The sequence below is a fragment of the Paraburkholderia sp. BL6669N2 genome (assembly GCF_003387275.1).
Taxonomy (GTDB): domain Bacteria; phylum Pseudomonadota; class Gammaproteobacteria; order Burkholderiales; family Burkholderiaceae; genus Paraburkholderia.
Genome location: NZ_QUNA01000001.1, coordinates 1,638,094 through 1,664,707, shown reverse-complemented (window position 1 = coordinate 1,664,707; position 26,614 = coordinate 1,638,094). Strand labels below are relative to the sequence as shown.

At 62.3% G+C, this 26,614-nt stretch carries 23 protein-coding genes; 19 read left to right on the top strand and 4 right to left on the bottom strand.

Features of this window, described 5'->3' with window-relative positions; translation table 11 throughout:
- The first annotated feature begins 8 nt into the window (after positions 1 to 8).
- From B0G80_RS07680 to B0G80_RS07635, 10 genes are all read left to right on the top strand, one after another.
- Positions 9 to 1,214 (top strand): 1-deoxy-D-xylulose-5-phosphate reductoisomerase, encoded by a 1,206-nt coding sequence (locus tag B0G80_RS07680; protein WP_106279639.1) that lies wholly within the window; start codon positions 9 to 11, stop codon positions 1,212 to 1,214.
- 7 nt (positions 1,215 to 1,221) lie between these two features.
- Positions 1,222 to 2,607: an RIP metalloprotease RseP gene (rseP, locus tag B0G80_RS07675; RefSeq protein WP_116119568.1), complete on the top strand. Its 1,386-nt coding sequence runs from the start codon at positions 1,222 to 1,224 to the stop codon at positions 2,605 to 2,607.
- Between the two features lie 67 nt (positions 2,608 to 2,674).
- Positions 2,675 to 4,978 (top strand): outer membrane protein assembly factor BamA, encoded by a 2,304-nt coding sequence (gene bamA, locus B0G80_RS07670; protein ID WP_106279641.1) that lies wholly within the window; start codon positions 2,675 to 2,677, stop codon positions 4,976 to 4,978.
- 61 nt (positions 4,979 to 5,039) lie between these two features.
- Positions 5,040 to 5,561: an OmpH family outer membrane protein gene (locus B0G80_RS07665; protein WP_181196514.1), complete on the top strand. Its 522-nt coding sequence runs from the start codon at positions 5,040 to 5,042 to the stop codon at positions 5,559 to 5,561.
- A 74-nt stretch (positions 5,562 to 5,635) separates the two neighbouring features.
- On the top strand, positions 5,636 to 6,736 hold the full coding sequence (gene lpxD, locus B0G80_RS07660) for a UDP-3-O-(3-hydroxymyristoyl)glucosamine N-acyltransferase (protein ID WP_116117586.1): 1,101 nt from the start codon (positions 5,636 to 5,638) through the stop codon (positions 6,734 to 6,736).
- A gap of 228 nt (positions 6,737 to 6,964) precedes the next feature.
- Positions 6,965 to 7,429, top strand: a complete 465-nt coding sequence (gene fabZ, locus B0G80_RS07655) for a 3-hydroxyacyl-ACP dehydratase FabZ (protein WP_012433437.1) — start codon at positions 6,965 to 6,967, stop codon at positions 7,427 to 7,429.
- 118 nt (positions 7,430 to 7,547) lie between these two features.
- Complete coding sequence (gene lpxA, locus B0G80_RS07650) at positions 7,548 to 8,336, top strand: acyl-ACP--UDP-N-acetylglucosamine O-acyltransferase (RefSeq protein ID WP_106279797.1); 789 nt, start codon at positions 7,548 to 7,550, stop codon at positions 8,334 to 8,336.
- A 3-nt stretch (positions 8,337 to 8,339) separates the two neighbouring features.
- The gene (gene lpxB, locus B0G80_RS07645; RefSeq protein WP_106279647.1) at positions 8,340 to 9,509 is read left to right on the top strand and encodes a lipid-A-disaccharide synthase; all 1,170 of its coding nucleotides are present in this window, start codon (positions 8,340 to 8,342) and stop codon (positions 9,507 to 9,509) included.
- On the top strand, positions 9,506 to 10,252 hold the full coding sequence (rnhB, locus tag B0G80_RS07640) for a ribonuclease HII (RefSeq protein ID WP_116117585.1): 747 nt from the start codon (positions 9,506 to 9,508) through the stop codon (positions 10,250 to 10,252). The genes lpxB and rnhB overlap by 4 nt, the downstream gene beginning before the upstream one ends.
- 74 nt (positions 10,253 to 10,326) lie before the next feature.
- Positions 10,327 to 11,112 (top strand): RNA methyltransferase, encoded by a 786-nt coding sequence (locus tag B0G80_RS07635; RefSeq protein WP_116119567.1) that lies wholly within the window; start codon positions 10,327 to 10,329, stop codon positions 11,110 to 11,112.
- A 154-nt stretch (positions 11,113 to 11,266) separates the two neighbouring features.
- Here B0G80_RS07635 and B0G80_RS07630 read toward each other — a convergent pair whose 3' ends face one another.
- Positions 11,267 to 12,082, bottom strand: coding sequence for a pyruvate, water dikinase regulatory protein (locus B0G80_RS07630; RefSeq protein WP_012433432.1), 816 nt, complete (start codon positions 12,080 to 12,082; stop codon positions 11,267 to 11,269).
- Positions 12,083 to 12,626: 544 nt separating this feature from the next.
- On the opposite strand from B0G80_RS07630, the gene ppsA reads away from it, so the two are divergent.
- The 3 genes from ppsA (at position 12,627) to B0G80_RS07615 (ending at position 16,648) form a co-directional block, all read left to right on the top strand.
- Positions 12,627 to 15,032 carry a phosphoenolpyruvate synthase gene (ppsA, locus tag B0G80_RS07625; RefSeq protein ID WP_116117584.1) on the top strand — a complete coding sequence of 802 codons (2,406 nt, stop codon included), beginning with the start codon at positions 12,627 to 12,629 and terminating at the stop codon, positions 15,030 to 15,032.
- A 166-nt stretch (positions 15,033 to 15,198) separates the two neighbouring features.
- The gene (locus B0G80_RS07620) at positions 15,199 to 15,654 is read left to right on the top strand and encodes an NfeD family protein (protein ID WP_116117583.1); all 456 of its coding nucleotides are present in this window, start codon (positions 15,199 to 15,201) and stop codon (positions 15,652 to 15,654) included.
- Positions 15,655 to 15,715: 61 nt separating this feature from the next.
- Entirely contained in the window at positions 15,716 to 16,648 is a 933-nt protein-coding gene (locus B0G80_RS07615; RefSeq protein WP_106279656.1) for an SPFH domain-containing protein, read from the top strand.
- Between the two features lie 317 nt (positions 16,649 to 16,965).
- On the opposite strand, the gene smpB is transcribed toward B0G80_RS07615, so the two are convergent.
- Complete coding sequence (gene smpB, locus B0G80_RS07610) at positions 16,966 to 17,412, bottom strand: SsrA-binding protein SmpB (protein ID WP_012433428.1); 447 nt, start codon at positions 17,410 to 17,412, stop codon at positions 16,966 to 16,968.
- 100 nt (positions 17,413 to 17,512) lie between these two features.
- Between smpB and B0G80_RS07600 the strand changes: the two genes are divergently transcribed.
- Together B0G80_RS07600 and B0G80_RS07595 are read left to right on the top strand one after the other, a co-directional pair.
- The gene (locus tag B0G80_RS07600; protein WP_106279658.1) at positions 17,513 to 17,950 is read left to right on the top strand and encodes a type II toxin-antitoxin system RatA family toxin; all 438 of its coding nucleotides are present in this window, start codon (positions 17,513 to 17,515) and stop codon (positions 17,948 to 17,950) included.
- Positions 17,947 to 18,279 carry an RnfH family protein gene (locus B0G80_RS07595; protein ID WP_116117582.1) on the top strand — a complete coding sequence of 111 codons (333 nt, stop codon included), beginning with the start codon at positions 17,947 to 17,949 and terminating at the stop codon, positions 18,277 to 18,279. The genes B0G80_RS07600 and B0G80_RS07595 overlap by 4 nt, the downstream gene beginning before the upstream one ends.
- A gap of 43 nt (positions 18,280 to 18,322) precedes the next feature.
- Here the strand turns inward: B0G80_RS07595 and B0G80_RS07590 are convergent, their stop codons facing one another.
- A complete protein-coding gene (locus B0G80_RS07590) occupies positions 18,323 to 19,300 on the bottom strand; it encodes a DMT family transporter (protein ID WP_116119566.1) in 978 nt (325 codons plus the stop codon).
- Positions 19,301 to 19,571: 271 nt separating this feature from the next.
- On the opposite strand from B0G80_RS07590, the gene guaB reads away from it, so the two are divergent.
- From guaB to B0G80_RS07570, 4 genes are all read left to right on the top strand, one after another.
- The gene (gene guaB / locus B0G80_RS07585) at positions 19,572 to 21,032 is read left to right on the top strand and encodes an IMP dehydrogenase (protein ID WP_106279664.1); all 1,461 of its coding nucleotides are present in this window, start codon (positions 19,572 to 19,574) and stop codon (positions 21,030 to 21,032) included.
- A gap of 6 nt (positions 21,033 to 21,038) precedes the next feature.
- Positions 21,039 to 21,776, top strand: coding sequence for a hypothetical protein (locus B0G80_RS07580; RefSeq protein ID WP_116117581.1), 738 nt, complete (start codon positions 21,039 to 21,041; stop codon positions 21,774 to 21,776).
- 193 nt (positions 21,777 to 21,969) lie between these two features.
- On the top strand, positions 21,970 to 23,553 hold the full coding sequence (gene guaA / locus B0G80_RS07575; RefSeq protein ID WP_116117580.1) for a glutamine-hydrolyzing GMP synthase: 1,584 nt from the start codon (positions 21,970 to 21,972) through the stop codon (positions 23,551 to 23,553).
- A gap of 222 nt (positions 23,554 to 23,775) precedes the next feature.
- The gene (locus tag B0G80_RS07570) at positions 23,776 to 25,080 is read left to right on the top strand and encodes a site-specific integrase (protein ID WP_116117579.1); all 1,305 of its coding nucleotides are present in this window, start codon (positions 23,776 to 23,778) and stop codon (positions 25,078 to 25,080) included.
- Between the two features lie 682 nt (positions 25,081 to 25,762).
- Here B0G80_RS07570 and B0G80_RS07565 read toward each other — a convergent pair.
- Positions 25,763 to 26,224, bottom strand: a complete 462-nt coding sequence (locus B0G80_RS07565; RefSeq protein WP_309568747.1) for a porin — start codon at positions 26,222 to 26,224, stop codon at positions 25,763 to 25,765.
- Between the last annotated feature and the right edge of the window lie 390 nt (positions 26,225 to 26,614).

Here is a 26,614-nt window from a genome sequence, read left to right as displayed (position 1 = left end):
AAAGAGATATGCAAAAACGTCTGACATTGCTCGGTTCCACGGGCTCGATTGGAGACAGCACGCTCGACGTCGTCGCGCGTCATCCCGAGCGCTTTTCGGTTTATGCGCTGAGCGCGCATCGCAACGGCGACAAGCTCGTCGAGCAATGCCTGCGCTTTCAGCCCGAAGTCGCGGTGGTCGGCGACGCCGATACGGCTGCCAGCGTCGCGGCGAAATTGCGCGAAGCGGGTTGCAAGACCGAGGTCACGTATGGACCGCAAGCGCTCGTCGACGTGTCGAAGAGCGACGGCTGCGATACGGTGGTCGCGGCGATCGTCGGCGCGGCCGGCCTGGCACCGAGTCTTGCCGCAGCGCGCGCGGGCAAACGCATCCTGCTCGCCAACAAGGAAGCGCTGGTCATGTCCGGCGCGATCTTCATGGACGCGGTGCGCGACAACGGCGCCGTGCTGCTGCCGGTCGACAGCGAACACAACGCGATTTTCCAGTGCCTGCCGCGCGAGGCCGCGCTGCACGGCGGCGTCTCCAAGATCATTCTGACCGCGTCGGGCGGCCCATTTCGCACTCGCGAACCGGCCACCCTCGTCGACGTCACGCCGGACGAAGCCTGTAAGCATCCGAACTGGGTCATGGGCCGCAAGATTTCGGTCGACTCGGCCACCATGATGAACAAGGGCCTCGAAGTGATCGAGGCACACTGGCTGTTCGATCTGCCGGGCGAGCGCATCGAGGTGCTGATTCACCCGCAAAGCGTGATTCACTCGATGGTGTCCTACGCCGACGGCTCGGTGCTCGCCCAACTGGGCAATCCCGACATGCGCACGCCGATCGCGCATGCGCTGGCGTTTCCGGATCGCGTCGATTCGGGCGTGGCGCAACTCGATCTGCTGCAGGTCGCGTCCCTCTCGTTCGAAAAGCCGGATTACACGCGCTTTCCGTGTCTTGCTCTCGCAGTGAAGGCACTGGCCGAGGGCGGCCTGGCGAGCGCGGCGCTGAACGCCGCGAATGAAATCGCGGTTGAAGCGTTCCTCGCGCGCCAGATCGGTTTCATGGCGATCGCCCAGGTGGTCGACGCGGTGCTCAGCGCATTGCCGAACCGCAGCGCGCATGCGCTCGAAGACGTGATCGAAGCGGATGCCGCCGCGCGTCGCGCCGCTGCTGAATTCATCGCGCGTCTGCCCGACGGCGCCCGTCGCACGGAACGCGCCGTCCAGTGAGGCGCTCATGAACCTGCTGATCGAACTGGTCGCCTTCGCGGTCGCGATTGGCGTACTCGTGGTCGTCCACGAATACGGGCATTACAGCGTGGCGCGCCTGTGCGGCGTCCAGGTGCTGCGCTTTTCGATCGGCTTCGGCAAGCCGCTGTTCCAGTGGGTGAGTCCGAAGACGGGCACCGAATGGACCATTGCCGCGCTGCCGCTCGGCGGCTACGTGAAGATGCTCGACGAGCGCGAAACGGGCGCTGAGCCGATTCCCGCCGACGCCTTGCCGCATGCGTTCAACCGGCAATCCGTGTGGCGGCGTTTTGCGATTGTCGCGGCCGGTCCGGTCGCGAACTTCCTGCTGGCCATCGTGCTGTTCGCACTCGTCTTCGCCACTGGCGTGACGGAGCCGGCGGCGGTGATCGCGGCGCCCGCGCCGAATACGCCCGCGGCTGTTGCCGGTTTCGACGGTGGTGAAACGATCGTTGCCGTGCGTGCCGAGAACGCCGGCGAATCCGAGCCGGTGCGCTCATGGTCGGATCTCCGCTGGAAGCTGCTGGGTGCGGCATTCGATCACAAGCGCGTCGTGCTGAGCGCGAAAGATGCGCACGGTACGTCGGATTTTCAGCTCGATCTGCGCGGCCTCAGCGAAAAAGATGTCGACGACGACTTCATGTCGCATCTCGGTTTCGAGCCGGGCGGTGGCAAGCTGACGGTGGCGGGCGTGCAACCGGGCAGCGCGGCGCAAAAGGCCGGCCTCGTTGCCGGCGATCGTCTGCGTGCCGTCGACGGTATTCCGACCGATAACGCCACGGCCTTCATCGCTTATGTAAAATCGCACGCCGGCAAAGCGGTGACGCTGCAGGTCGAGCGCGGCGGTAAGGCGGCGGGCAAGCTCGAAAACGTGAACATCGTGCCGCAGGCACAGCGCGATGAAACGACCGGGCAGCAGATCGGCCGCATCGGCGCGGAACTGGCCACGCAGGTGCCGTCGATCGACGTGCATTACGGTCCGGTTGAAAGCTTGCAGTTGGGCGCGCGCCGCACGTGGGATCTCGCGGTTTACTCGGTGCGCATGTTCGGCAGGATGATCGTAGGCGAGGCATCGCTGAAAAATCTTTCCGGTCCGGTGACGATCGCGGATTACGCAGGAAAGAGCGCACGTCTAGGTCCTTCTGCATTCCTGTCGTTCCTGGCCCTTGTCAGTATTAGTCTTGGTGTACTGAACCTGTTACCAATTCCGGTATTGGACGGGGGGCATCTGTTATATTATTTGGTTGAAGCTATTACCGGTAAAGTTGTCTCCGATCGCTGGCAACTCGTTTTTCAGAGGGCGGGTCTCGCCTGCATCGTCGCGTTGTCGGCGATCGCGCTGTTCAACGATCTGGCTCGTTTAATCCATTTTTAAAGTGTTCGGCGGCGTTCACGATGGCGACCGCCCGACCTGATGCAGCTATACACACTGGGGAAGCACGTTGTTTAAACCTCATCGCTTTGTTCCAAAGACGGTTATAGCCGCGGCGTTCGCCGCGCATGGGCTGGTTGCTCACGCAACGACGCCCTTCGTGGTGCAAGACATCCGGATCGAGGGATTGCAACGCGTCGAACCTGGTACCGTGTTTGCCTACCTGCCCATCAAGCAAGGCGACACCTTCAGCGACGACAAGGCATCGGAAGCCATCCGCGCTTTGTATGCCACGGGCTTCTTCAACGACGTCAAGATCGCGACCGAAGGCAACGTCGTCATCGTGCAGGTGCTGGAACGTCCGGCCATCGGCACGATCGACTTCGCCGGCATTCATGAGTTCGACAAGGAAAACCTGACCAAGGCGCTGCGCGCCGTGGGTTTGTCGCAAGGCCGTTATTACGACAAGGCGTTGGTCGACAAGGCTGAGCAGGAACTGAAGCGTCAGTATCTGACGCGCGGCTACTACGCCGCTGAAGTCACCACCACGATCACGCCGATCGACCGCAATCGCGTGTCGGTGCTGTTCTCGGTGGCCGAAGGTCCGAGCGCGAAGATCCGCCAGATCAACTTCATCGGCAACAAGGCGTTCAGCACGGGCACGCTGCGCGACGAAATGCAGTTGTCCACGCCGAACTGGTTCTCGTGGTACACGAAGAACGACCTGTACGCGAAAGACAAGCTGACCGGCGACCTCGAAAACGTTCGCTCGTATTATCTGAATCGCGGCTATCTCGAGTTCAACATCGAGTCGACCCAGGTGTCGATCACGCCGGACAAGAAGGACATGTATCTGACGGTCACGCTGCACGAAGGCGAGCCGTACACGATTTCGAATATCAAGCTGGCGGGCAATCTGCTCGATCGCGAGCCGGAGCTGGCCAAGCTCATCAAGATCAAACCGGGCGACCGCTTCTCGGCTGAAAAGCTGCAGGCCACCACCAAGGCTATCGTCGACAAGCTGGGCGAATACGGCTATGCGTTCGCCACGGTCAACGCGCAGCCGCAGATCGATCAGGCCAACCACAAGGTCGACCTGACGCTGCAGGTGGATCCGAGCCGCCGCGTCTACGTGCGCCGCATCAACGTGGTCGGCAATACGCGTACGCGTGACGAAGTGGTGCGCCGCGAAATGCGCCAGCTCGAAAGCTCGTGGTTCGATTCGAACCGCCTCGCGCTGTCGAAAGACCGGATCAACCGTCTCGGCTACTTTACCGATGTCGACGTGACCACGGTGCCCGTGGAAGGCACGCCGGACCAGGTCGATGTGGACGTCAAGGTGGCCGAAAAACCGACGGGCGCGATCACGCTGGGTGCGGGCTTCTCGTCGACCGACAAGGTGGTGCTCTCGGCCGGCGTGTCGCAAGACAACGTGTTCGGTTCGGGCACGAGTCTCTCGGTGAACATCAATACCGCCAAGACGTACCGTACGTTGACGGTCACGCAGGTCGACCCGTACTTCACGGTCGACGGCATCAAGCGCATTACCGACGTCTATTACCGTACGTACCAGCCGCTGTACTACTCCACGGATTCGAGCTTCAAGATCGTCACGATCGGTGGCGACCTGAAGTTCGGTATTCCGTTCTCGGAAGTCGACACGGTGTACTTCGGTGCCGGCCTCGAGCAGAACCAGCTGGATATCGACGCGAACACGCCGCAGAGCTACATCGACTACGTGCATGAATTCGGCCGCGTGTCGAACAACGTGCCGATCACCGTGGGCTGGTCGCGCGACGCGCGTGACAGCGCGCTGGTGCCGAGCCGCGGCTACTTCACGCAGGCAAACGCCGAATACGGTACGCCGATCGGCGGCACGCAGTACTACAAGGCCGACATCAACGCGCAGTACTATTATTCGTTCTCGCGCGGGTTCGTGCTGGGCTTCAACTTCCAGGGCGGTTACGGAAACGGCCTCGGCGGCAAGCCTTATCCGATTTTCAAGAACTACTATGCGGGCGGTATTGGTTCGGTGCGGGGCTACGAGCCGAGCTCGCTGGGTCCGCGCGACGCCAAGACGAACGACCCGATCGGCGGCTCGAAGCTGCTGGTGGGTAACATCGAATTGACGTTCCCGCTGCCGGGCACGGGCTACGACCGCACGTTGCGCGTCTTCACGTTCCTCGACGCCGGTAACGTGTGGGGTACGGAAGGCAACAGTATCGGCGCCAACGGCCTGCGTTACGGCTACGGTGTCGGTCTGGCGTGGATCTCGCCGATCGGCCCGCTCAAGCTCAGCCTGGGCTTCCCGCTCACGAAGCATACCGGCGACCAGTATCAGAAATTCCAGTTCCAGATCGGGACGGCATTCTGATCGGGCGGCGGAAGGCGCCCGGCGGCCGGCCCGGCCAAACTACAGTATCGAGAGGATGACTTTGCTAACCGGTATGTTTTCGAAACGTGTGGCGTGCGCGCTGGCGCTGGCAATGACCCTGGGTGTCGGGGTCGCGCATGGGCAGGAGGCCAGGATCGCGGCGGTGAATTCCGACCGCATCCTGCGCGAATCCGCTGCCGCGAAGGCCGCGCAGGTCAAGCTCGAGGCCGAGTTCGCCAAGCGTGACAAGGACCTGGCCGACATGGCGCAGAAGCTGAAGTCGATGTCCGATTCGCTCGACAAGAGCGGTGCGTCCATGTCGCCCGCCGACCGCGCGCAGAAGCAGCGCGATCTGTCGCAACTGGACACGGACTTTCAGCGCAAGCAACGCGAGTTTCGTGAGGATCTGAACCAGCGCCGCAACGAAGAACTGGCGGCGGTGCTCGACCGCGCCAACAAGGTGATCAAACAGATCGCCGAAGCGCAGCATTACGATCTGATCGTCCAGGAAGCGGTGTACGTGAGCCCGCGCATCGATATTACCGATCAGGTGCTCAAGGCTCTGGCGGCGTCGGGCAACTGAGCGTGGCTGCCGGGCTTAACGGCCCCGGCAGCGGATCTGACAAGTCGGACCGAATACCAGGAGACAGGATAGGCATGGCATTTACGCTCGAGGACATCGTCCAGCGGTTCGGCGGTGAAGTAGTCGGAGACGGTTCGCAGCGCGTCGGCAGTCTCGCGCCGCTCGACCAGGCAGGCCCGGACCAGCTGGCGTTCCTCGCCAATCCGAAGTACCTGTCGCAGGTCGAAACGACCCGTGCGGGCGCGGTGTTGATTAACGCCGACGACCTCGCCAAGCTCGCTTCCCGCGAGAATCGTAACTTCATCGTCACGCCGAATCCGTACGCTTACTTCGCGCGCGTCGCGCAAACTTTCATCGACCTCGCTGCGCCCAAGGCGGCGCCCGGCGTGCACCCGAGCGCGACCATCGACCCGTCGGCGCAGATCGCCGCGAGCGCGGTGATCGGCCCGCACGTCACGGTGGAAGCGGGTGCGGTGATCGGCGACAACGTGCGGCTCGACGCCAATGTCGTGATCGGCCGTGGCACGCGCATCGGCGCGGGCTCGCATCTTTATCCCAATGTCGCGGTGTACCACGGTTGCAAGCTCGCCGAGCGCGTGATCGTGCACGCGGGTGCGGTGATCGGCTCGGACGGTTTCGGCTTCGCGCCGGATTTCGTCGGCGAGGGTGAGGCGCGTACCGGCAGCTGGGTGAAGATTCCGCAGGTCGGCGGTGTGTCCATCGCGGCCGACGTCGAAATCGGCGCGAACACCACTATCGACCGTGGCGCCATGGCGGACACGATCATCGAAGAGTGCGTGAAGATCGACAATCTGGTGCAGATCGGTCACAACTGCAAGGTGGGCGCTTATACGGTGATTGCCGGCTGCGCGGGCATCGCGGGCAGCACGACCATTGGCCGCCATTGCATGATCGGCGGCGCGGTCGGGATTGCCGGACATGTCACGCTGGCCGACTATGTGATCGTCACGGCGAAGTCGGGCGTCTCGAAGTCGCTGCTCAAGCCTGGTATGTACACCAGTGCCTTCCCGGCCGTGAACCATGCAGACTGGAACAAGAGCGCGGCGTTGCTGCGCAATATCGACAAACTTCGCGATCGAATCAAGGCGCTTGAAAACGCCGCGGCTGAGAAGCAGGACGCCTCAGCAAGCAGTTCCGCGGGCAGCAAAGCCTGAACCTCAGGGCAACTCGCAGGGCAATTGACTCAGCAGACTCAGCATTTCGCCGGGCAACCCGCCGGCACCGCGTAAAATGGCGGGCAAGCAACAGGAAGCAAGGTCGGTTGCCGTGACCGGGTGGCGCGGCCGCCGGGTCACGGCGAGCGCCGGCAGCACGCTTTACCAATCCACCTGCACCAGCATCCGCAGTCATCACCGCGCAGTCAATGCGTGAGCAGAAACACCATGAGCACCGAAAAAATCAATCTCGACATTCATAAGATTCTCACGCTGCTGCCGCATCGTTACCCGATCCTGTTGGTCGACCGGGTGCTCGAACTCGAGCCGCACAAGTGCATCAAAGCGTTGAAGAACGTGTCGATCAACGAACCGTATTTTCAGGGCCACTTCCCGACGCGTCCGGTGATGCCGGGCGTGCTGATTCTCGAAGCACTCGCGCAAACGGCGGCTCTGCTGACGTTTTCGGAAGAGCCGAGCGACCCGTCGAACACGCTGTATCTGTTCGTCGGCATCGACAACGCGCGCTTCAAGCGCGTGGTGGAACCGGGCGATCAGCTGATCCTGAACTGCACGTTCGAGCGTCACATGCGCGGCATCTGGAAGTTCAAGGCGCGCGCCGAAGTGGATGGCGTGGTCGCGGCGGAAGCCGACCTGATGTGCGCGGTGCGGCACACGGACAAAGACGCTTAAACGCACTTAGGCGCGAGGCGCTTAAGCCAGCGTCCGGGCGATCGGTGGCGTCATGCGCGCGCCGGCCTCCCGCCAGATGCCCATCCAGACAACGCAACAGAATCAGAAGCGAGGACGCATGAGCAGGATTCATCCCACTGCGATCGTCGAACCGGGCGCACAACTCGACGAATCCGTCGAAGTCGGACCGTATGCCGTGATCGGCGCACATGTGACGATCGGCGCACGGACCACGGTCGGTTCGCACAGCGTGATCGAAGGTCACACCACCCTCGGCGAAGACAACCGGATCGGTCACTACGCATCGGTCGGCGGCCGTCCGCAGGACATGAAGTACAAGGACGAGCCGACCCGGCTCGTGGTCGGCAACCGCAACACGATCCGCGAATTCACCACGATCCACACCGGCACGATGCAGGACGCGGGCGTCACCACGCTCGGCGACGACAACTGGATCATGGCGTACGTGCACATCGGGCACGATTGCCACGTCGGCAGCAACGTCATTCTGTCGAGCAACGCGCAGATGGCCGGACATGTCACGATCGGCGACCACGCGATCGTCGGCGGCATGTCGGGCGTGCATCAGTTCGTGCGCATTGGTGCGCACTCCATGCTGGGCGGCGCTTCGGCGCTGGTGCAGGACATTCCGCCGTTCGTGATCGCCGCCGGTAACAAGGCCGAGCCGCACGGCATCAACGTCGAAGGACTGCGCCGCCGCGGTTTCTCGCCGGACGCGATCTCTGCGCTACGCGCGGCATATCGCGTGCTGTACAAGAACGGCCTGTCGCTCGAAGAAGCGAAGGTGCAGTTGCGCGAGCTCGCGACCGCGGGCGGCGATGGCGATGCGCCGGTGCAGACGCTGCTCGCGTTCGTCGAAGCGTCGCAACGCGGCATCATCCGCTAACCGATGGCACTGCAACCCAGTCCATTGCGCGTCGCGATGGTGGCCGGCGAGCCGTCCGGCGACCTGCTGGCGGCCTCGCTGCTCGACGGCCTCACGAGCCGTCTGCCCGCCGGCACCCAGTACTACGGGATCGGCGGCCCACGCATGATCGCCACGGGCTTCGACGCCCACTTTCCGATGGAAAAGCTCTCGGTGCGCGGCTATGTCGAGGCGCTGAAGCATATTCCCGGCATTCTCGGCATTCGCAACGAACTGAAGCGGCAGTTGCTGGCAGAGCCGCCGTCGGTGTTCGTGGGCGTTGATGCGCCCGATTTCAATTTTGGGCTCGAGCATCCGTTGCGCGAGGCCGGGATCCCAACCGTTCACTTCGTGTGTCCGTCCATCTGGGCGTGGCGCGGCGGCCGCATCAAGAAGATCGCCAAGGCGGTCGACCACATGCTGTGCGTGTTCCCGTTCGAGACGGCGCTGCTGGAAAAAGCCGGTGTCGCGGCCTCGTACGTGGGCCATCCGCTCGCTGACGAAATTCCGCTCGTACCGGACACGCTGGGCGCACGCCGGGCACTGGGTCTTGCGGAAGACGGCCCGATCATCGCGGTCCTGCCGGGTAGCCGGCGCTCGGAGATCGATTTGATCGGCCCGACGTTCTTCGCCGCGATGGAGATGATGCAGCATCAGGAGCCGAGTCTGCGCTTCGTGATGCCGGCGGCCACGCCGGCGCTGCGGGAAATGCTGCGGCCGCTGGTCGATTCGCACCCCGGCCTCGCGCTGACGATTACCGACGGCCAGGCGCAACTCGCCATGACCGCGGCCGACGCGATCCTCGTGAAGAGCGGCACCGTGACGCTCGAAGCCGCGCTGCTGAAAAAGCCGATGGTGATCTCATACAAGGTGCCCTGGCTGACCGGCCAGATCATGCGCCGCCAGGGCTATCTGCCGTATGTCGGGCTGCCGAACATCCTGGCGGGGCGCTTCGTGGTGCCGGAGATCCTGCAGCACTTCGCCACGCCCCAGGCGCTGGCCGAAGCCACGCTGAAACAGTTGCGCGACGAGACCAACCGGCGCACGCTGACGGAAATCTTCACGGAGATGCATCACGTGCTGAAGCAGAACACCGCGCAGCGTGCGGCGGAAGTCGTGGCGAGCGTCATCGAAAAGCGGAAGGGGCGGCCGTGACCCTGTCACGCGCGCCGCACCGTAAAACCGTCGCCGGAGCGGCGGCGCAGCAGGTCGGCCTGAACTTCGAGACGCCGGATGACATCGTCTGCGGCGTCGACGAAGCAGGGCGCGGCCCATTGGCCGGCCCGGTCGTGGCCGCGGCGGTGATTTTCGACCCGTCCAGGCCGATGATTCGCGGCCTCGACGACTCCAAAGTATTGACCGCGAAAAAGCGCGACGAACTGTACGACAAGATCGTCGACCGGGCGCTCGCTTACTGCATTGCGTCGGCAACCGTCGAAGAAATCGATTCGCTGAATATCCTGCATGCCACCATGCTCGCCATGAAGCGCGCCGTGGAGGGCCTGTCGGTCGTGCCGACGCTCGTCAAGGTCGACGGCAATCGCTGTCCCACGCTGAGCGTGCGTAGTGAAGCCGTGATCGGCGGCGACGCGCTCGTCAAAAGCATTTCGGCGGCGTCGATTCTCGCCAAGGTCACGCGCGACCGGATGCTGCTCGAATTGCACCAGACGCATCCCGTCTACGGCTTCAACGCGCATGCCGGTTACGGCACGCCACAGCATCTCAAGGCGCTGCGCGAGCATGGGCCTTGCGAGCATCATCGGCGTTCATTCGCACCGGTGCGTGAGGCGCATCTGCGCCTGGGCACCGGCGTGCCGCTGCCGGCGGGCGAAGTGATTGTCGTGTCTGAAGTGATGTTCGACGACGACGCCTTCGGCGAACGCGGCAGCGCCGCCTGAGCTTCACACGAGCGCCTCATGAGCGCTGCGTGCGACCCACTCTTTCCTCATTCTCACTGTTTTCTTCGCTGCCTGTGAAAGCCATCACCTCGCGGGACAATCCGCTCTACAAGCGCCTGAAGGCACTGGCCGGCTCGACGCATCAACAGCGCAAGAGCGGCCACGCGCTGCTCGAAGGGTTTCATCTCGCGAGCGCCTATCTCGATGTCGCCGGGCAACCGGAAATGTGCATCGTCACCGACGGCGCGCTGCGCCACGACGAAGCGCAGGCGATCGTTTCGCGCATCGAAGATCATCGTGTCATGACGCTGCCGGACGCATTGTTCGGGCAGTTGTCGAATGTCGTGCACGGTGTAGGCATTCTGCTACTGGTTGAAAAGCTCGATACGCCGCTGCCCGACACGGTCGCGCAAACCTGCCTCGTGCTCGACGGCGTACAGGACGCGGGCAACGTCGGCTCGATTCTGCGCAGCGCGGCGGCCGCCGGCATTCAGCAGGTGTTCTGCGCGCCGGGTACGGCGTACGCGTGGTCGTCGAAAGTCTTGCGCTCGGGCATGGGCGCCCATTTCCTGCTGCAGATTCACGAGAACGTGGAAGCGCAAACGCTGATTGAGCGCCTCGCGCTGCCGATCGTGATTACAGATTCGCACGGCGCCGAGGCGATCTACGATTGCGACCTGAGCGGACCGCTCGCGTGGGTGTTCGGCAACGAAGGCGCGGGCGTCTCGCAAATCTGGCGCGACAAGGTTTCGTTGCGGGTGACGATTCCCCAGCCGGGCGGCATGGAGTCGCTGAATGTGGCGGCCGCGGCGGCCGTGTGCGTGTTCGAGCAGTGCCGCCAGCAGCGCGGTCGTAGCTAGAGCAGCAGACCTGCGCTCCCGCGTTCGTCCGCGCTGGAGGCTGTTTCATGCCGCGGGGCTCTGATCGTGCCTATGCCGTGGCTCGACAACACGCATGGTCTCGCGCGTGTCCATGTTCAAGGCCGCCGGGCTTGCGCGACCCGTGCGCACAGGCTCAATAAGAAGGTCTATCCAGCTTGATTTCCTGCAGGATCGTCGTCGCGATCTCTTCGATCGACTTGTGCGTCGACGACAACCACTTGATCCCTTCACGCCGCATCATCGCTTCGGCTTCGTTGATCTCATAACGGCAATTCTCCGGCGCGGCGTACTTGCTGCCGGGCCGGCGCTCATTGCGAATCTCCGAAAGCCGCTGCGGATCGATCGACAAACCGAACATCTTCTGCCGATGCGCCAGCAACGGCGTCGGCAATTTGCCGCGTTCGAAATCTTCCGGAATCAACGGATAGTTGGCGGCCTTCACGCCATACTGCATGGCCAGATAGAGGCTCGTCGGCGTCTTGCCGCTGCGCGACACGCCGACCAGAATCACGTCGGCGTCCGCCAGATTGCGGTTCGATTGACCGTCGTCGTGAGCGAGCGAGAAGTTGATCGCCTCGATCCGGTTCTTGTACTCCTCGGTGTCGGCGTTCTGGTGGCCGCGGCCCATCGCGTGGCTCGACTTCAGTTCCAGTTCCTGTTCGAGCGGCTCGACGAAAGTCTGAAACATGTCCAGCACCAGCGCATTCGAGCCTTTGACGATCTGATTCGACGCGCTGTCCACCAGCGTGGTGAAGACGATCGGACGGCGGCCGTCCTGCACGATCGCTTCGTTGATCTTTTCGAGCGTGGCGTAGGCCTTCTCGGTCGAGTCGACAAAGGGCACGCGAACCAGGCGGAATTTCTGGTCGAACTGGGAGAGGATCGAATGCGCGAAGGTTTCGGCAGTGATCCCGGTACCGTCGGAGACGATGAATACGGTGGGCGGCATCAGTGGGGCAGGGAACGTGAGCGGAAAAAAGCGCTCGAAAGAAACATCGCTGTGCGGACGACGCTGCCCGGTGGCTAACCGGAGATTGCAGCAGCGTCCGACCAGCGCGCCGTGGGCACCGCAACTGCGCCCGGATGGCGGCGGGGCCTCGCAAAAGCCCGCTGGCCGGTCCGGGGCGCGATTCGAGGCGCAATTCTCGTCCGACTGTCACATTTCGAGAGTCGGCACGGTAGAATAGCGGCAACCTGTTGGATAAGCAATTGCGGGCGATTGGCGGCTAACTTGCCGCGAACGGTCGTTCAACACCTCGCTTTTGGTCGGTATTTCTGGTCGCCAAGCGGCAGTCAACGCAAGGGATCGATCGGTAAAATCGTCCATTCGCGTGCTTCGTCGCATATCGGGCGCAAGCCGCGCTCGGCCATTTTGCAACAAGCGATTGCTTCTCCAACAGGTTGTGCAAGACGCGAGGTTACGCTCCCAATGGGCGTCTCGCGTTCGAGCCCACTTGCACAGCCGTGAATTTCTTTCACACTTAGGGGCTTGTATGACTAACGCAGTTACCGTCGCAAAGGATAAGGCGTATGTAGTTCCGTTCGAGCAGTTGCGGATGACCGACGTGGAAATCGTCGGTGGCAAGAACGCGTCGCTTGGCGAGATGATCAGTCAGCTCGCTGAAGCAGGCGTGCGCGTGCCGACCGGTTTCGCCACCACGGCGCTGGCTTTCCGCGACTTCCTGCATCACAACAATCTGACCGAACGCATCGCCAAACGTCTCGAAACGCTCGACGTCGACGACGTGAAGTCGCTCGCGGAAGCGGGCAAGGAGATCCGTCAATGGATCGTCGACGCGCCATTCCAGCCGCAACTCGAGGCGGATATCCGCGCGGGCTTCGACACCCTGCAAAACAGCTCGCCTGAAGAGCTGTCGTTCGCCGTGCGTTCGTCGGCCACGGCGGAAGACTTGCCGGACGCATCGTTTGCGGGTCAGCAGGAAAGCTACCTCAACGTAGTCGGCATCGAAGAGGTGCTCGACCGCATGAAGCACGTGTTCGCGTCGCTGTACAACGACCGCGCTATCTCCTATCGCGTCCACAAGGGCTTCACTCACGCTGAAGTTGCATTGTCGGCGGGTGTGCAGCGCATGGTGCGCTCGGACGTCGGCGCAGCCGGCGTGATGTTCACGCTGGATACCGAATCGGGCTTCAAGGACGCTGTCTTCATCACGTCGAGCTATGGCCTCGGCGAGACCGTGGTGCAAGGCGCGGTGAATCCGGACGAGTTCTACGTCTACAAGACCACGCTCGCGCAAGGCAAGTATCCGATCATCCGCCGCTCGATCGGCTCGAAGCTGATCAAGATGGAATTCACCAAGGCGGGCGAAGAAGGCCGCGTGAAGACCGTCGACGTGGCGCACGAGCAGCGCAACCGCTTCTCGATCACGGACGAAGACGTGATCGAACTGGCCAAATACGCCGTCATCATCGAAAAGCACTACGAGCGTCCGATGGACATCGAGTGGGGTAAGGACGGCCGCGACGGCAAGATCTTCATTCTGCAGGCGCGCCCGGAAACGGTGAAGAGCCAGGCGGCGGGCAAGGCCGAGCAGCGCTTCAAGCTGAAGGGCCAATCGAACGTGCTGGCCACCGGCCGCGCGATCGGCCAGAAGATCGGTGCGGGTCCGGTGCGCGTAATTCACGATCCGTCGGAAATGGACCGTGTGCAGCCGGGCGACGTGCTGGTCGCCGACATGACCGACCCGAACTGGGAGCCGGTCATGAAGCGTGCTTCGGCAATCGTCACGAATCGTGGCGGCCGCACCTGCCACGCGGCGATTATTGCGCGTGAACTGGGCGTGCCGGCGGTGGTCGGCTGCGGCGACGCGACCGACGTGCTGAAGGAAGGCGCGCTCGTCACCGTATCGTGCGCGGAAGGCGACGAAGGCAGAATCTACGACGGCCTGCTCGAAACCGAAATCACCGAAGTGCAGCGCGGCGAACTGCCGCCGATTCCGGTGAAGATCATGATGAACGTGGGCAATCCGCAACTGGCCTTCGACTTCTCGCAATTGCCGAACGCAGGCGTGGGTCTCGCGCGTCTCGAGTTCATCATCAACAACAACATCGGCGTTCACCCGAAGGCGATTCTCGAGTACCCGAACATCGATCAGGACCTGAAGAAGGCCGTGGAAAGCGTTGCTCGCGGTCACGCATCGCCGCGCGCGTTCTACGTCGACAAGCTGACCGAAGGTATCGCCACGATCGCGGCGGCGTTCTATCCGAAGCCCGTGATCGTGCGTCTGTCGGACTTCAAGTCGAACGAGTACAAGAAGCTGATCGGCGGTTCGCGCTACGAGCCGGACGAAGAAAACCCGATGCTGGGTTTCCGCGGCGCGTCGCGCTACATCGCGGACGACTTCGCCGAAGCGTTCCAGATGGAATGCATCGCGCTGAAGAAGGTGCGCGAAGAAATGGGCCTCGACAACGTCGAGATCATGGTGCCGTTCGTGCGTACGCTGAAGCAGGCGGAGCGCGTGGTCGGGCTGCTGGGCAAGTACGGCCTGAAGCGCGGCGAGAATGGCCTGCGCCTGATCATGATGTGCGAAGTGCCGTCGAACGCGATTCTTGCCGAAGAATTCCTGCAATTCTTCGACGGCTTCTCGATCGGTTCGAACGACCTGACGCAACTCACGCTCGGCCTCGACCGCGACTCCGGCATGGAACTGCTGGCGGTGGATTTCGATGAACGCGATCCGGCGGTCAAGTTCCTGTTGAAGCGCGCGATCGACACGTGTCTGCGCCTGGACAAGTATGTCGGTATTTGCGGCCAGGGCCCGTCGGATCATCCGGACTTTGCGCAGTGGCTGACCGATGAAGGCATCAAGTCGATCTCGCTGAACCCTGACACGATCGTCGAGACGTGGCAGCAACTGGCCAAGTCGGCGAAGCAGTAAGGCGAACGGCATGCCGCTTCCTAAGCGGCATGCATAACGTGCGATGCGGTAGGTCAAACGCGCGTCGAATGCACGTGAAACCGTGCTGTATCGCCCGTTGAACGCGCTCGCTTCGTGCTATAAACACCCCGGTAGATCCGGGGTGTTTTGCTTTGTGGAGGTCGACGTGGCGCCAGGTGGATTGTTCTGGTGGATCGGGGCGGGTGTGCTGGTCGTGCTGGAGTTGCTCAGCGGCACCTTCTATCTGCTGATGATCGCATTGGGCTGCGTCGCGGCCGCCATTGCGCACCTTGCGGGCGCCGCAGCCGACGTGCAGTTTGCGGTCGCGGCCGTGGTGGCGCTGGCGGCGGTGCTGCTGCTCAGGCGTTCGCGGTTCGGCCGCAGAACGCGCAAGGAGGCGTCGCGCAACCCGGACGTCAATCTCGACATCGGTCAAACGCTCGCCGTGCCGGCGTGGCACGAGCGGCGGGCACGCGTCGATTATCGCGGCGCGGCATGGGACGTCGAACTGGCCGCGGGCGAGCCGGAAGACGCGCCGCTCTACGAAATCACGGAGCTGCGCGGCAGTTGCCTCGTCGTCGTGGCGGCGCGTCATTCAAACACCCGGGCCACCACGGCCTGAGCACCAACACGTCATACGCGCATCACACACAACTATTCGAACTACGGACCGGAGGGCAGTAATGGATTCGACCATTGTCGGGGCGGTGCTTCTGATCATCGTGATCGTACTGGCGGCGCAGACTATCAAGATCGTGCCGCAGCAGCATGCGTGGGTGCTGGAGCGGCTCGGCCGCTATCACCGTACGCTGACGCCGGGCTTGAGCTTCGCGTTTCCGTTCGTCGACCGGATCGCCTACAAGCACATCCTCAAGGAAATTCCGCTCGAAGTGCCGAGCCAGGTCTGTATCACGCGCGACAACACGCAGTTGCAGGTGGACGGCGTGCTGTACTTTCAGGTCACCGATCCCATGAAGGCGTCCTACGGGTCGAGCAACTTCGTGTTCGCGATCACGCAGCTGTCGCAAACCACGCTGCGCTCGGTGATCGGCAAGCTCGAACTCGACAAGACTTTCGAGGAACGCGACTTCATCAACCACAGCATCGTGTCGTCGCTCGATCAAGCTGCGACGAACTGGGGTGTGAAGGTGCTGCGCTACGAAATCAAGGATCTGACGCCGCCCAAGGAAATTCTCCACGCAATGCAGGCGCAAATCACCGCCGAGCGCGAGAAGCGCGCGCTGATTGCGGCATCGGAAGGGCGTAAGCAGGAGCAGATCAATATTGCGTCCGGCGGGCGCGAAGCGGCCATCCAGAAGTCCGAAGGCGAGCGGCAGGCGGCGATCAATCAGGCGCAAGGTCAGGCGTCGGCGATTCTGGCCGTGGCCGAAGCCAACTCGCAGGCGATTCAGAAGATCGCGGCGGCCATTCAATCGAACGGCGGGATGGAAGCGGTGAACCTCAAGGTGGCCGAGCAATATGTGAACGCGTTCGGCAATCTGGCGAAGCAGGGCACCACGCTGATCGTGCCCGGCAATCTCGCGGACATGAGTTCGATGATCGCGTCGGCGCTGACGATTGTGAATAAAGGGAAGGGCGTGACCGAGGTGCGTTGAACAGGCCGGCAGCGCTCAACGCGCCGGCAGCGGGGAGCTGATGGGCTAGGCGCAATGTCGTGAATGTCCTGACCATGCTCGTGTGCGTCGAGCGCGTGACTGCGCAGGCTGTACCGAAAGCACCGAAAGCGTTGCTCGGCGCGTTTGCCGGCTTGCAAAAAGAAATGGCCCGCGGACTATGCGGGCCATTTGCCTTTTAGCGCTTGTGAGGCGCGCTTCCTTGCCACCCGCGAGTCAGTCGCAGCGAATGTTGGCAGACGAAACGCGGCAAAACAGCACACCGCCTGCCATCACCGTCGATCAAACCACACCAGCCATCAAGTCGGTGAGCGCATCAACCGCGCCTTTTCACGCTCCCAATCGCGCTTTTTCTCGGTCTCGCGCTTGTCGTGCTGCTTCTTACCCTTGGCAAGACCGATCTCGCATTTGACGCGGCCGCCCTTGTAGTGAAAATTCAGCGGCACAAGCGTGTAGCCGCGCTGCTCGACCTTGCCGATCAGTTTGCTGATCTCTTCGCTGTGCAACAGCAGCTTGCGCGTGCGTACCGGATCGGGATTGATGTGGGTCGAGGCTTCGGGCAGCGGGCTGATGTGCGTGCCGATCAGGAACAGTTCGTTATTCTTGATAACGACGTACCCTTCCTTGATCTGGCCGCGCCCGGCGCGCAGCGCCTTGACCTCCCATCCTTCGAGCACGAGCCCTGCTTCATAGCGTTCTTCGACCGAGTAGTCGTAGAAGGCTTTTCTGTTGTCGATAATGCTCATGAATGGAAAGTGCCCAACTCGTTTAAAATCACGATTTTAGCAAAGCGGGGCAAGGAAAGCCCGCTGCGCTCGTCCACCCTTGCCACGCGCTGTTCAATTTATGGCAGATGTCCAGAAAACCGTGTTGATCCGCCACTCGGCGGAACAGATGTTCGACCTCGTCACCGACGTCGACGATTACCCCAACTTCCTGCCGTGGTGCGGGGGAGTCGAAATCCGCCGCCGGGACGAAACCGGCATGGAGGCGAAGATCGATATCAACTTCAAGGGCATCAAGCAGCATTTCGCCACGCGTAACAGCATGGAGCGGCCCACGCGCATTGATATGGAGTTCGCGGACGGCCCGTTTCGCAAGTTCACGGGCTTCTGGCGTTTTACGCCATTGCGCGCCGATGCCTGCAAGATCGAATTCGCGTTGCACTACGAATTCACCAATATCATTCTCGAGAAAATCATTGGCCCGGTGTTCAACCACATCGCCAATACCTTCGTCGAATCGTTCGTGAAGCGCGCCGATCAGCGCTACGGTAAGGCATGAGCGGGCGCTTGTCGATTGAAGTCTGCTACGCGTCGCCGAGCGAGCAGGCATTGATTGCCGTTGAGCTGCCCGCCGGCGCCACGCTGCAGCAGGCGCTGGACGCGAGCGGTATCTTGCGGCGGTTCCCGCAGATCGATCTCGGCACGGAGAAAGTGGGCGTGTTCGGCAAGCTCAAGCCGCTCGACGCGGTGCTGGCCGACCATGACCGGGTGGAGATTTACCGGCCGCTGCTGGTTGATCCCAAGGTGTCGCGCCAGCGGCGCGTTGAAAAGACCCGCAAGGCGGGCTCGATCGAAGGGCGTCGCTGGCAGAACAAGGATTCGCGGTAAGCGGATCTTGCGTGGGCGCAGAAGGGCGAGCACGGCCTGCGCCTCAAGGCGCCGACGCCTGCGGCTTGTCCTTGATCCGGGCAACCCCGGACGTATCGTCGTCCGCATGCTGGCGCACAGACCAGCACACGCCGGCCACCAGCAGCAGAATCGCCGCCAGTTCGAGCGGGCGCGGCAATCGCTGGTCATAAATGAACGCGTAAAGCAGCGCGAACAGCGTCTCGAACACGATCATCTGACCCGAGAGCGTCAGCGGCAGCCGTTTGGATGCGGCATTCCACAGCCCGTTGCCGAGCCACGATGCGCCGATCGCGAGCCCCAGATTCAGCATCCAGAAGGTGTGCCAGCGTCCGTCGGCCAGTTCGCCATGCGGGCCGCCCGCCGGCAGCACGGCGATGACGAGCCACAGCGCGGCGCCGAGCGCGCCCGTCACCACGCCCCACAAGACTGACCACTCGTTGCCGCTGAAATGCGTCTGGCGCTGCAGATAGCGGGCGTTTTCGACGGCGAACCACGTCCAGCATCCCAACGCGCCGACCGCGCAGGCCAGCCCGATCAGCTTGGTGATGACGCTGACCGGCATGCTGTCCGCTACAGTAAACACATCGATGTTGATGCAGGCGATGCCCGCCATCACCATCGCGAGCGGCCAGGCGAGGCGCGCGAGCGGCACGGCGCCGTGATCGCGCCGGCCCAGCAGCGTCACCGTGACGGGCAGCACGCCGACGATCAGCGATGCCGGCGCGATGCCGATCAGGTGCACGGCCGCCGTCAGCAGCAGGTAATAGAGGAGGTTGCCGGCCAAGGCCAGCTTCACCAGCGCGCCGAGATCTTCGCGGGTCAGGCGTTTGATCAGCGAGCGCGCCATGGGCAGTGCGGCGGCCACCGACACGATGCCGTACATCGTGTAGCGGCCCGCGCTCAGAAGCAGCGGCGAAAAGTCCGGCAGCACGCGCGGCACCAGAAAAACCATGCCCCATAAGGCCCCGGCCATTACTCCATACGCCACACCGCGCTGCATCGACTGCCCCTGCAAAAAAACTGAACTGGTCGGCAGAATAGCCGGTTGGCGGCACGGGCGTCTTGTTCGATCCTGCAATTCGAGCCCGCCGGCACCCGTTGCGCCCGAACGCGCAAACGAAACCCGATCGAACCCGAGGCGAACAGCCAAGCGAAATCCAGGGGCCCGATGGCGTGAAAAAAAATCGCCCGAATTCGCTAAGCTGCTGTTCGTGCAGTGAAAACCAGGGAGGTATCGCGTATAATTCGCTTTTGCGCCTATAGGATTTGCCATGCGTCTGATCCAAACAGCACTCACGTTCGATGACGTGCTCCTCGTCCCGGCTTTCTCCGACGTTCTGCCGCGCGACACCAGCCTCAAGACCCGGCTGACCCGCAACATTTCCCTGAATATGCCGCTCGTGTCCGCCGCCATGGACACCGTCACGGAAGCACGCCTCGCCATTGCGATGGCGCAAATGGGTGGTGTGGGCATCATCCACAAGAATCTCACCGCAGCCGAGCAGGCGCGTGAAGTGGCCAAGGTCAAGCGTTTCGAATCGGGCGTGGTGCGCGATCCGATCACGGTGCCGCCGCAAATGAAAGTGCGCGACGTGATCGCATTGTCGCAGCAGCATGGCATTTCGGGCTTCCCGGTCGTCGAAGGCGCGCAACTCATCGGTATCGTGACGAACCGCGACCTGCGTTTCGAAGAGCGTCTGGACGAGCCGGTGCGCAACATCATGACGCCGCGCGAGCGCCTCGTCACCGTCAAGGAAGGCACGCCGCTCGCCGAAGCCAAGGCGCTGATGCACAGCCATCGCCTCGAGCGCGTGCTGGTCATCAACGACGCATTCGAACTGCGCGGCCTGATGACCGTCAAGGACATCACCAAGCAGACCGAACACCCGGACGCGTGTAAAGACGAACACGGCAAGCTGCGCGCGGGCGCGGCGGTCGGTGTGGGAGCTGACAATGAAGAGCGCGTCGAACTGCTGGTGCAGGCGGGCGTCGACGTGATCGTCGTCGATACCGCGCACGGCCACAGCCAGGGCGTGCTCGAGCGCGTCAAGTGGGTCAAGCAGAACTTCCCGCACGTCGAGGTGATCGGCGGCAACATCGCCACCGCGGCGGCCGCCAAGGCGCTCGTCGAATACGGCGCGGACGGCGTGAAGGTCGGTATCGGCCCGGGCTCGATCTGCACGACGCGGATCGTCGCCGGCGTGGGCGTGCCACAGGTCACCGCAATCTCGAACGTGTCCGAGGCGCTGAAGGGCACGGGCGTGCCGGTCATCGCCGACGGCGGCGTGCGCTTCTCGGGCGACGTCAGCAAGGCGCTGGCCGCCGGCGCGAATGCCGTGATGATGGGCAGCATGTTCGCCGGCACCGAAGAAGCGCCGGGCGACGTGTTCCTGTATCAGGGTCGCCAGTACAAGTCTTACCGTGGCATGGGCTCGGTCGGCGCGATGAAGGACGGCGCCGCGGACCGCTACTTCCAGGACAACTCCGCGAACATCGACAAGCTGGTGCCGGAAGGTATCGAAGGCCGCGTCGCCTACAAGGGCTCGGTCAACGCGATTCTGTTCCAGCTGATCGGCGGCGTGCGCGCCAGCATGGGCTACTGCGGCTGCCGCACCATCACCGAGATGAACGACAAGGCCGAGTTCGTGCAGATCACGGGCGCGGGCCTGCGCGAGTCGCATGTGCATGACGTGCAAATCACCAAGGAAGCGCCCAACTACCACGTGGACTAAACGCCAATGAAGCCATTGCTGCGCGCTGTACTCATCCTCGATGCCTTGTTGCTGCTTGCGTTCGGCCTGCTGTTTCTGCTGACGCCGTGGACTTCGCTGTACAACGCGCTGCTTCTGGTGCAAACCCAGCCGGCTCTGGTCGGCCAGGGGTTTGGCGTGGCGCTGATCGGGCTGGCATGGCTGGCCTTTCACGCGTCGATCGACGGCGCGCTTACCACCACTGTCGCCAAGGTGGTCGGGCACGTGAACTGGCTGACCGGCGTGCTGATGCTGATCTGGCTGCTCGGTCTGCATACGCCGGCGCTGACCGGTTTCGGGCAGATCGTCGCGGTGCTGACCGGTGTGGTGCTGCTGGTAGTCGGTCTGGGCGGCGTGCGTCTGGCGGGCGCGGTGCGGCGGCGTGAAAGAGTGCGGCTCGCTGAAGCCGCCGCTGCCGAGCGCGCCGAGAAGCAGGCTGCCAAAGACGCCGCGAAAGACGCCGCCAACCGGCGCGAGCCGGGTCGCGTCACGGCGGGCTTTCCGGTCTATCACGCCGAGCCGGTCGTGGAGCCTGTCGTGCCGGTTACGCGGCCTGTCAGTGCCACGAGTCCGGTTGCAGGGGCACCGTTTCATCCGGTCGTCGACGAAGCCGGTCTGACGCCCTCCGAACGCGCAGCGCGGGCTGAAGCCGCCGCCGCGCGCGACGAAGCCCGCAATGGCGCCGCTGACGCGCCTGGCGCGCCCCGGCCGCCGTTTCATGGCTGACGCGCTGCGCGCTACGCCATCCGCTGAGGCACCCGGATTTCGTTTGCGTGCGCCGTGGGCAAGCACCTGCGGCGCAGCCCGCTGCATCGTTACGTTTCATGCTCGATCGTCCCCACGTGGACCGCTTTGAATTCAACGCCGCGCATCGCGCGCGGCATTCCGTATCCGCTCACTTTTGACTCCGTCCGCTGCCATGCATGACAAGATCCTGATCCTCGACTTCGGTTCGCAAGTCACCCAACTGATTGCACGTCGCGTTCGCGAAGCCAACGTGTATTCGGAAATTCATCCCTACGACGTCGATGCATCGTTCATTCGCGACTTCGCGCCGAAGGGCGTGATCCTGTCCGGCGGCCCGAGCTCGGTCACCGAAACGGATACGCCGCGCGTGCCGCAAGCCGTGTTCGAACTCGGCGTGCCGGTGCTCGGCATCTGCTACGGCATGCAGGCCATGGCCGAGCAGCTGGGTGGCAAGGTCGATATCGGCCACCTGCGTGAGTTCGGTTATGCCGAAGTGCGCGCGCGCAATCACACGAGCCTGCTCGAAGGCATCAGCGACTTCACCACGCCGGAAGGTCACGGCATGCTGAAGGTGTGGATGAGCCACGGCGACAAGGTGCTGGAAATGCCGCCGGGCTTCGCATTGATGGCGTCGACGGAATCGTGTCCGATTGCGGCCATGGCCGACGAAAAGCGCCATTTCTACGGCCTGCAGTGGCATCCGGAAGTCACGCACACCGTGCAGGGCCGCGCCATGCTCGAACGCTTCGTGCTGCAGATTTGCGGCGCGCGGCCCGACTGGGAAATGGGCAACTATATCGACGAAGCCGTCGCGAAGATTCGCGAGCAGGTCGGCAACGAGCACGTGATTCTGGGGCTCTCGGGCGGCGTGGATTCGTCGGTGGCCGCGGCGCTGCTGCATCGCGCGATCGGCGATCAGCTGACCTGCGTGTTCGTCGATCACGGCCTGTTGCGTTTGAACGAAGCCGAGCAGGTGATGGCGACCTTCGCCGATCACCTGGGCGTGAAGGTGATTCATGTGGACGCCAGCGATGTGTTCCTGCGCAAGCTGGCCGGTGTGACCGATCCGGAGGCGAAGCGCAAGATCATCGGCGCGGAATTCGTCGAAGTCTTCCAGGCCGAAGCCGGACGACTGACCGATGCGAAATGGCTGGCTCAGGGCACGATCTATCCGGACGTGATCGAATCGGCCGGCAAGGGCAAGAAGGGCGCGCAGACCATCAAGAGCCACCACAACGTGGGCGGCCTGCCTGAGACGCTGAATCTGAAGCTGCTCGAACCGCTGCGCGAACTGTTCAAGGACGAAGTGCGCGAACTCGGCGTTAAGCTCGGTTTGCCGCCGGCCATGGTGTATCGCCATCCGTTCCCGGGCCCGGGTCTGGGCGTGCGGATTCTCGGCGAAGTGAAGCGCGATTTCGCGGACCTGCTGCGCCGCGCGGACGCGATTTTCGTCGAGACGCTGCGCACCTTCATCGACAAGGAAACCGGCAAGTCCTGGTACGATCTGACGAGCCAGGCGTTCGCGGTGTTTCTGCCGGTGAAGAGCGTCGGCGTGATGGGCGACGGGCGAACTTACGAGTACGTCGTTGCGCTGCGTGCCGTGCAGACGCTGGACTTCATGACCGCGCATTGGGCGCATCTGCCGCATGAACTGCTGGGGCATGTGTCGAACCGGATCATCAACGAAGTGCGCGGGATTAACCGGGTGGTGTATGACATCTCGGGGAAGCCGCCGGCTACGATTGAGTGGGAGTAATTCAGGATGGTCTGCAGCAGTCTGCAGACATCTGGACTTTCTCTCTTTTCCCTATGGAATCAAGGGTTTATTGCCCAATGCGGTCTAAAGGGGACTGACAACAGCTGGGCGCTATCGACGGTATGTTTGACGGTATAGCATCTTGCTCTGCGGACGATCCAACGCGATACCGTCACGATGCGTGACGGTATCAGATGACGGTATCAGTTCACGGAGTATTGCATGCTTACCGACCTCGAATTGCGGGCGCTCAAGCCTGCCGGCAGGATCTACAAGGTGGCCGACCAGCGCGGCCTGTACGTGGCGGTCACGCTGTCGGGCGTGGTCAGCTTCCGGTTCGACTATCGGCTGAATGGCCGACGCGAGACGCTGGTCATTGGCCGCTATGATCCCAAGCTCCCCGCAAGGGGCGTACGCGAGGAGCAGGAATTGGGCTTCGGTATGTCGCTCAGTCTTGCTGAAGCGAGGCTGCTTCTCGAACGGGCCCGCCGGATAGTCGAGCAGGGCATCAGTCCATCCCGGGCCAAGGTCGAGAAGCGCGTTGAAGCCGCCGAGGCGCTAACGTTCGGCAAGTGGGCCGAGAAGTACTTTGCCGAAGCGAGCCTCGCAGCGTCGACCCGCGCAATGCGGAAGTCCGTCTACGACCGGAACCTCGCGACGGAATTCGGGCGCCTGAAACTCGAAGAGATCACGCCGTCGCGCCTGATGGCCAGATGCGAGAAGATCAAGGAACGGGGCGCTGCCGCTCCCGCCGTGCAGGCGCGCGAAATCGTTCTGCAGGTTTATCGGTTCGTCCAGGCGCGAGGGCTGAAGGTGGACAATCCGGCTGAAGATATCCGGCCTTCGGCTATCGCCACCTTCAAGCCGCGTGACCGAGCACTGACGCCAGCCGAAATTCACGTGTTTTTCAAGGCACTGGAGCGCACGCCCACGCTGCCTACGCTGCGTCTGGCCGTCAGGTTCATGCTGCTGACAATGGTGCGCAAGTCGGAATTCATCCAGGCCACATGGGATGAGGTCGACTTCAATGCGGCGCTCTGGACGGTTCCGAAGGAGCGGATGAAGGCCGGGCGCGCGCACAATGTCTATCTGAGCCAGCAAGCCCTCGATATACTGGTCACCTTCAAGACGTGTTTCGGGGCGAGCTCGTACCTGCATCCCGGTCGTTACGAGACGGAATTGCCGATAAGTGCCGCCACCCTGAATCGCGTGATCGACGCTGCCGTCAAGCTGATTCGGGAGAGCGGAGGGGAGGACTTCGAGTCTTTCTCCGTGCACGACCTGCGAAGAACGGCCAGCACGCATCTGCATGAAGCCGGATTCAACAGCGACTGGATAGAAAAATGTCTGGCGCACGAGCAGCGCGGCGTGCGTGCGGTGTACAACAAGGCCGAATACGCCGACCAGAGGCGGTCGATGCTACAGGCGTGGGCGGATATGCTTGAGGGATGGACCAGAACAGATCCTGCGGCGGATAGTGCTGCTCAAGTACAGTCCGCCGCACGTGGTTTGAGTCTGACCGCGTAGAGGTGTCGGTCTGTGTCGAGGCGGGCTTGGCGCTGACTCAGCCGAAACCAGAGGAGACAAGATTGTCGGTCGCGGAATGATTGAGGGGAGTGCAGGGCGAGTACATTTCTCGACCTCGAACTTTCGATGTACTCGGAAACGTGCTCGTCTGCTCCCGGATTGCCTTGTTCCACTATGGATGGTAATGGACCAAACGCTCCGCGCGTTCTGCAACTCAATCGTTTCGTTCGGATTCCTTTGTACATATTTGGGCAATCGTTCGATTCCCAGGAGAGGACCTGGACTTCACATCTATGTATTTGATATCTAATGTTATTTGTCTGGCGTTGGTCTCCCCGTGTACTCATCGATGTACTCATTCGCCGCCAGCTTAAAAAATCTAATATGTAGGTGTGGCGCAAATGCGACGACAGATCGACCATCAGTAGGTGTGAACGCCGTCGTTTAGTGTCGGATTTAGACCAGCGTTCACAAGCAAAGCTCGTCGAAGGCAAAACTCAACGCGATACCGGCGAGCTTTAGCTCGATACGGTGAAAAAATGGCACCCGCAATGCGGGTGCCTATCTCCGAGGAGCACAACTCCTGTTCTGCGTTTCGGTTGCGATGGACTTGGGAACCAGTGGTCCACCGCCTTACTACGGAATCCAGCGTTCAGCCAATTCCTGACAAGGTCTGAGCCACTTAGAACTTGTGACGCAGGCCGACGCGCGCGACCACCTGATTGCGATTCGACGATACGTCATCGGCCACCGGCACAAAGGCGAAGTCGAGGGCGCTGCCAGTACGGTCACCACCGACATGCTGATACGCACTCTGTACATATACGTCCGTGCGTTTTGACAGTGAGTAATCAGCCATCAGCCCCGCAGTTTCGTAATTCGGCTTTAGCTTTCCAGTGGTGGCATTGAAACCGCTCAGGGTGTACGTATACATCGCGCCGACGAAGAAGGCTGGCGTGAACTGGTACTTGCCGTTGATTTCGAAATTCTGGTAACGCAGGTTGGAAAGCGTGCCCGAGGCTGGCGTAATCTTGCCGACGTATCCGGAAGACACCGGATTGGCGACGAAGGTACCTGTCGCGAAAAAACCTGATGGCACCGGTACGCCCATAGTGGGCGAAAGGCGGGCAAAGTGCCCGCCCAACAGGCCTGCGAGGGCCGAAAAGCAATGGCTTAAGCTCGGCCTCATGACTTGGCGACGTTCAAGTCGCTGACACGTCGCCGATTTAGTGGCTTGGTCAGCTTAGCCTTAATGCACGAGGAGCGATGTGAGGCGTTCGCCGCCTATATCGTAGCCAGCCGTTGAGTCTTTCTCGACTTCGGGAGCCGAGCCGGCTTTCCACGGTAGGTTGGCCGACGTGCTGGCTATACTGCAATGAAACTATTGCAGTTGCCTTAATTCGGCAGGAAACGGACGAAATCATGTACAAAGGAGGTCTTTGACTTTCCACATCCAACCGTCCTTGGATATCGTACGTGTGATGATGACCACAAACGTCAACGTTTCGCTTGCCCGCACTCAGTTCGGCCCTCA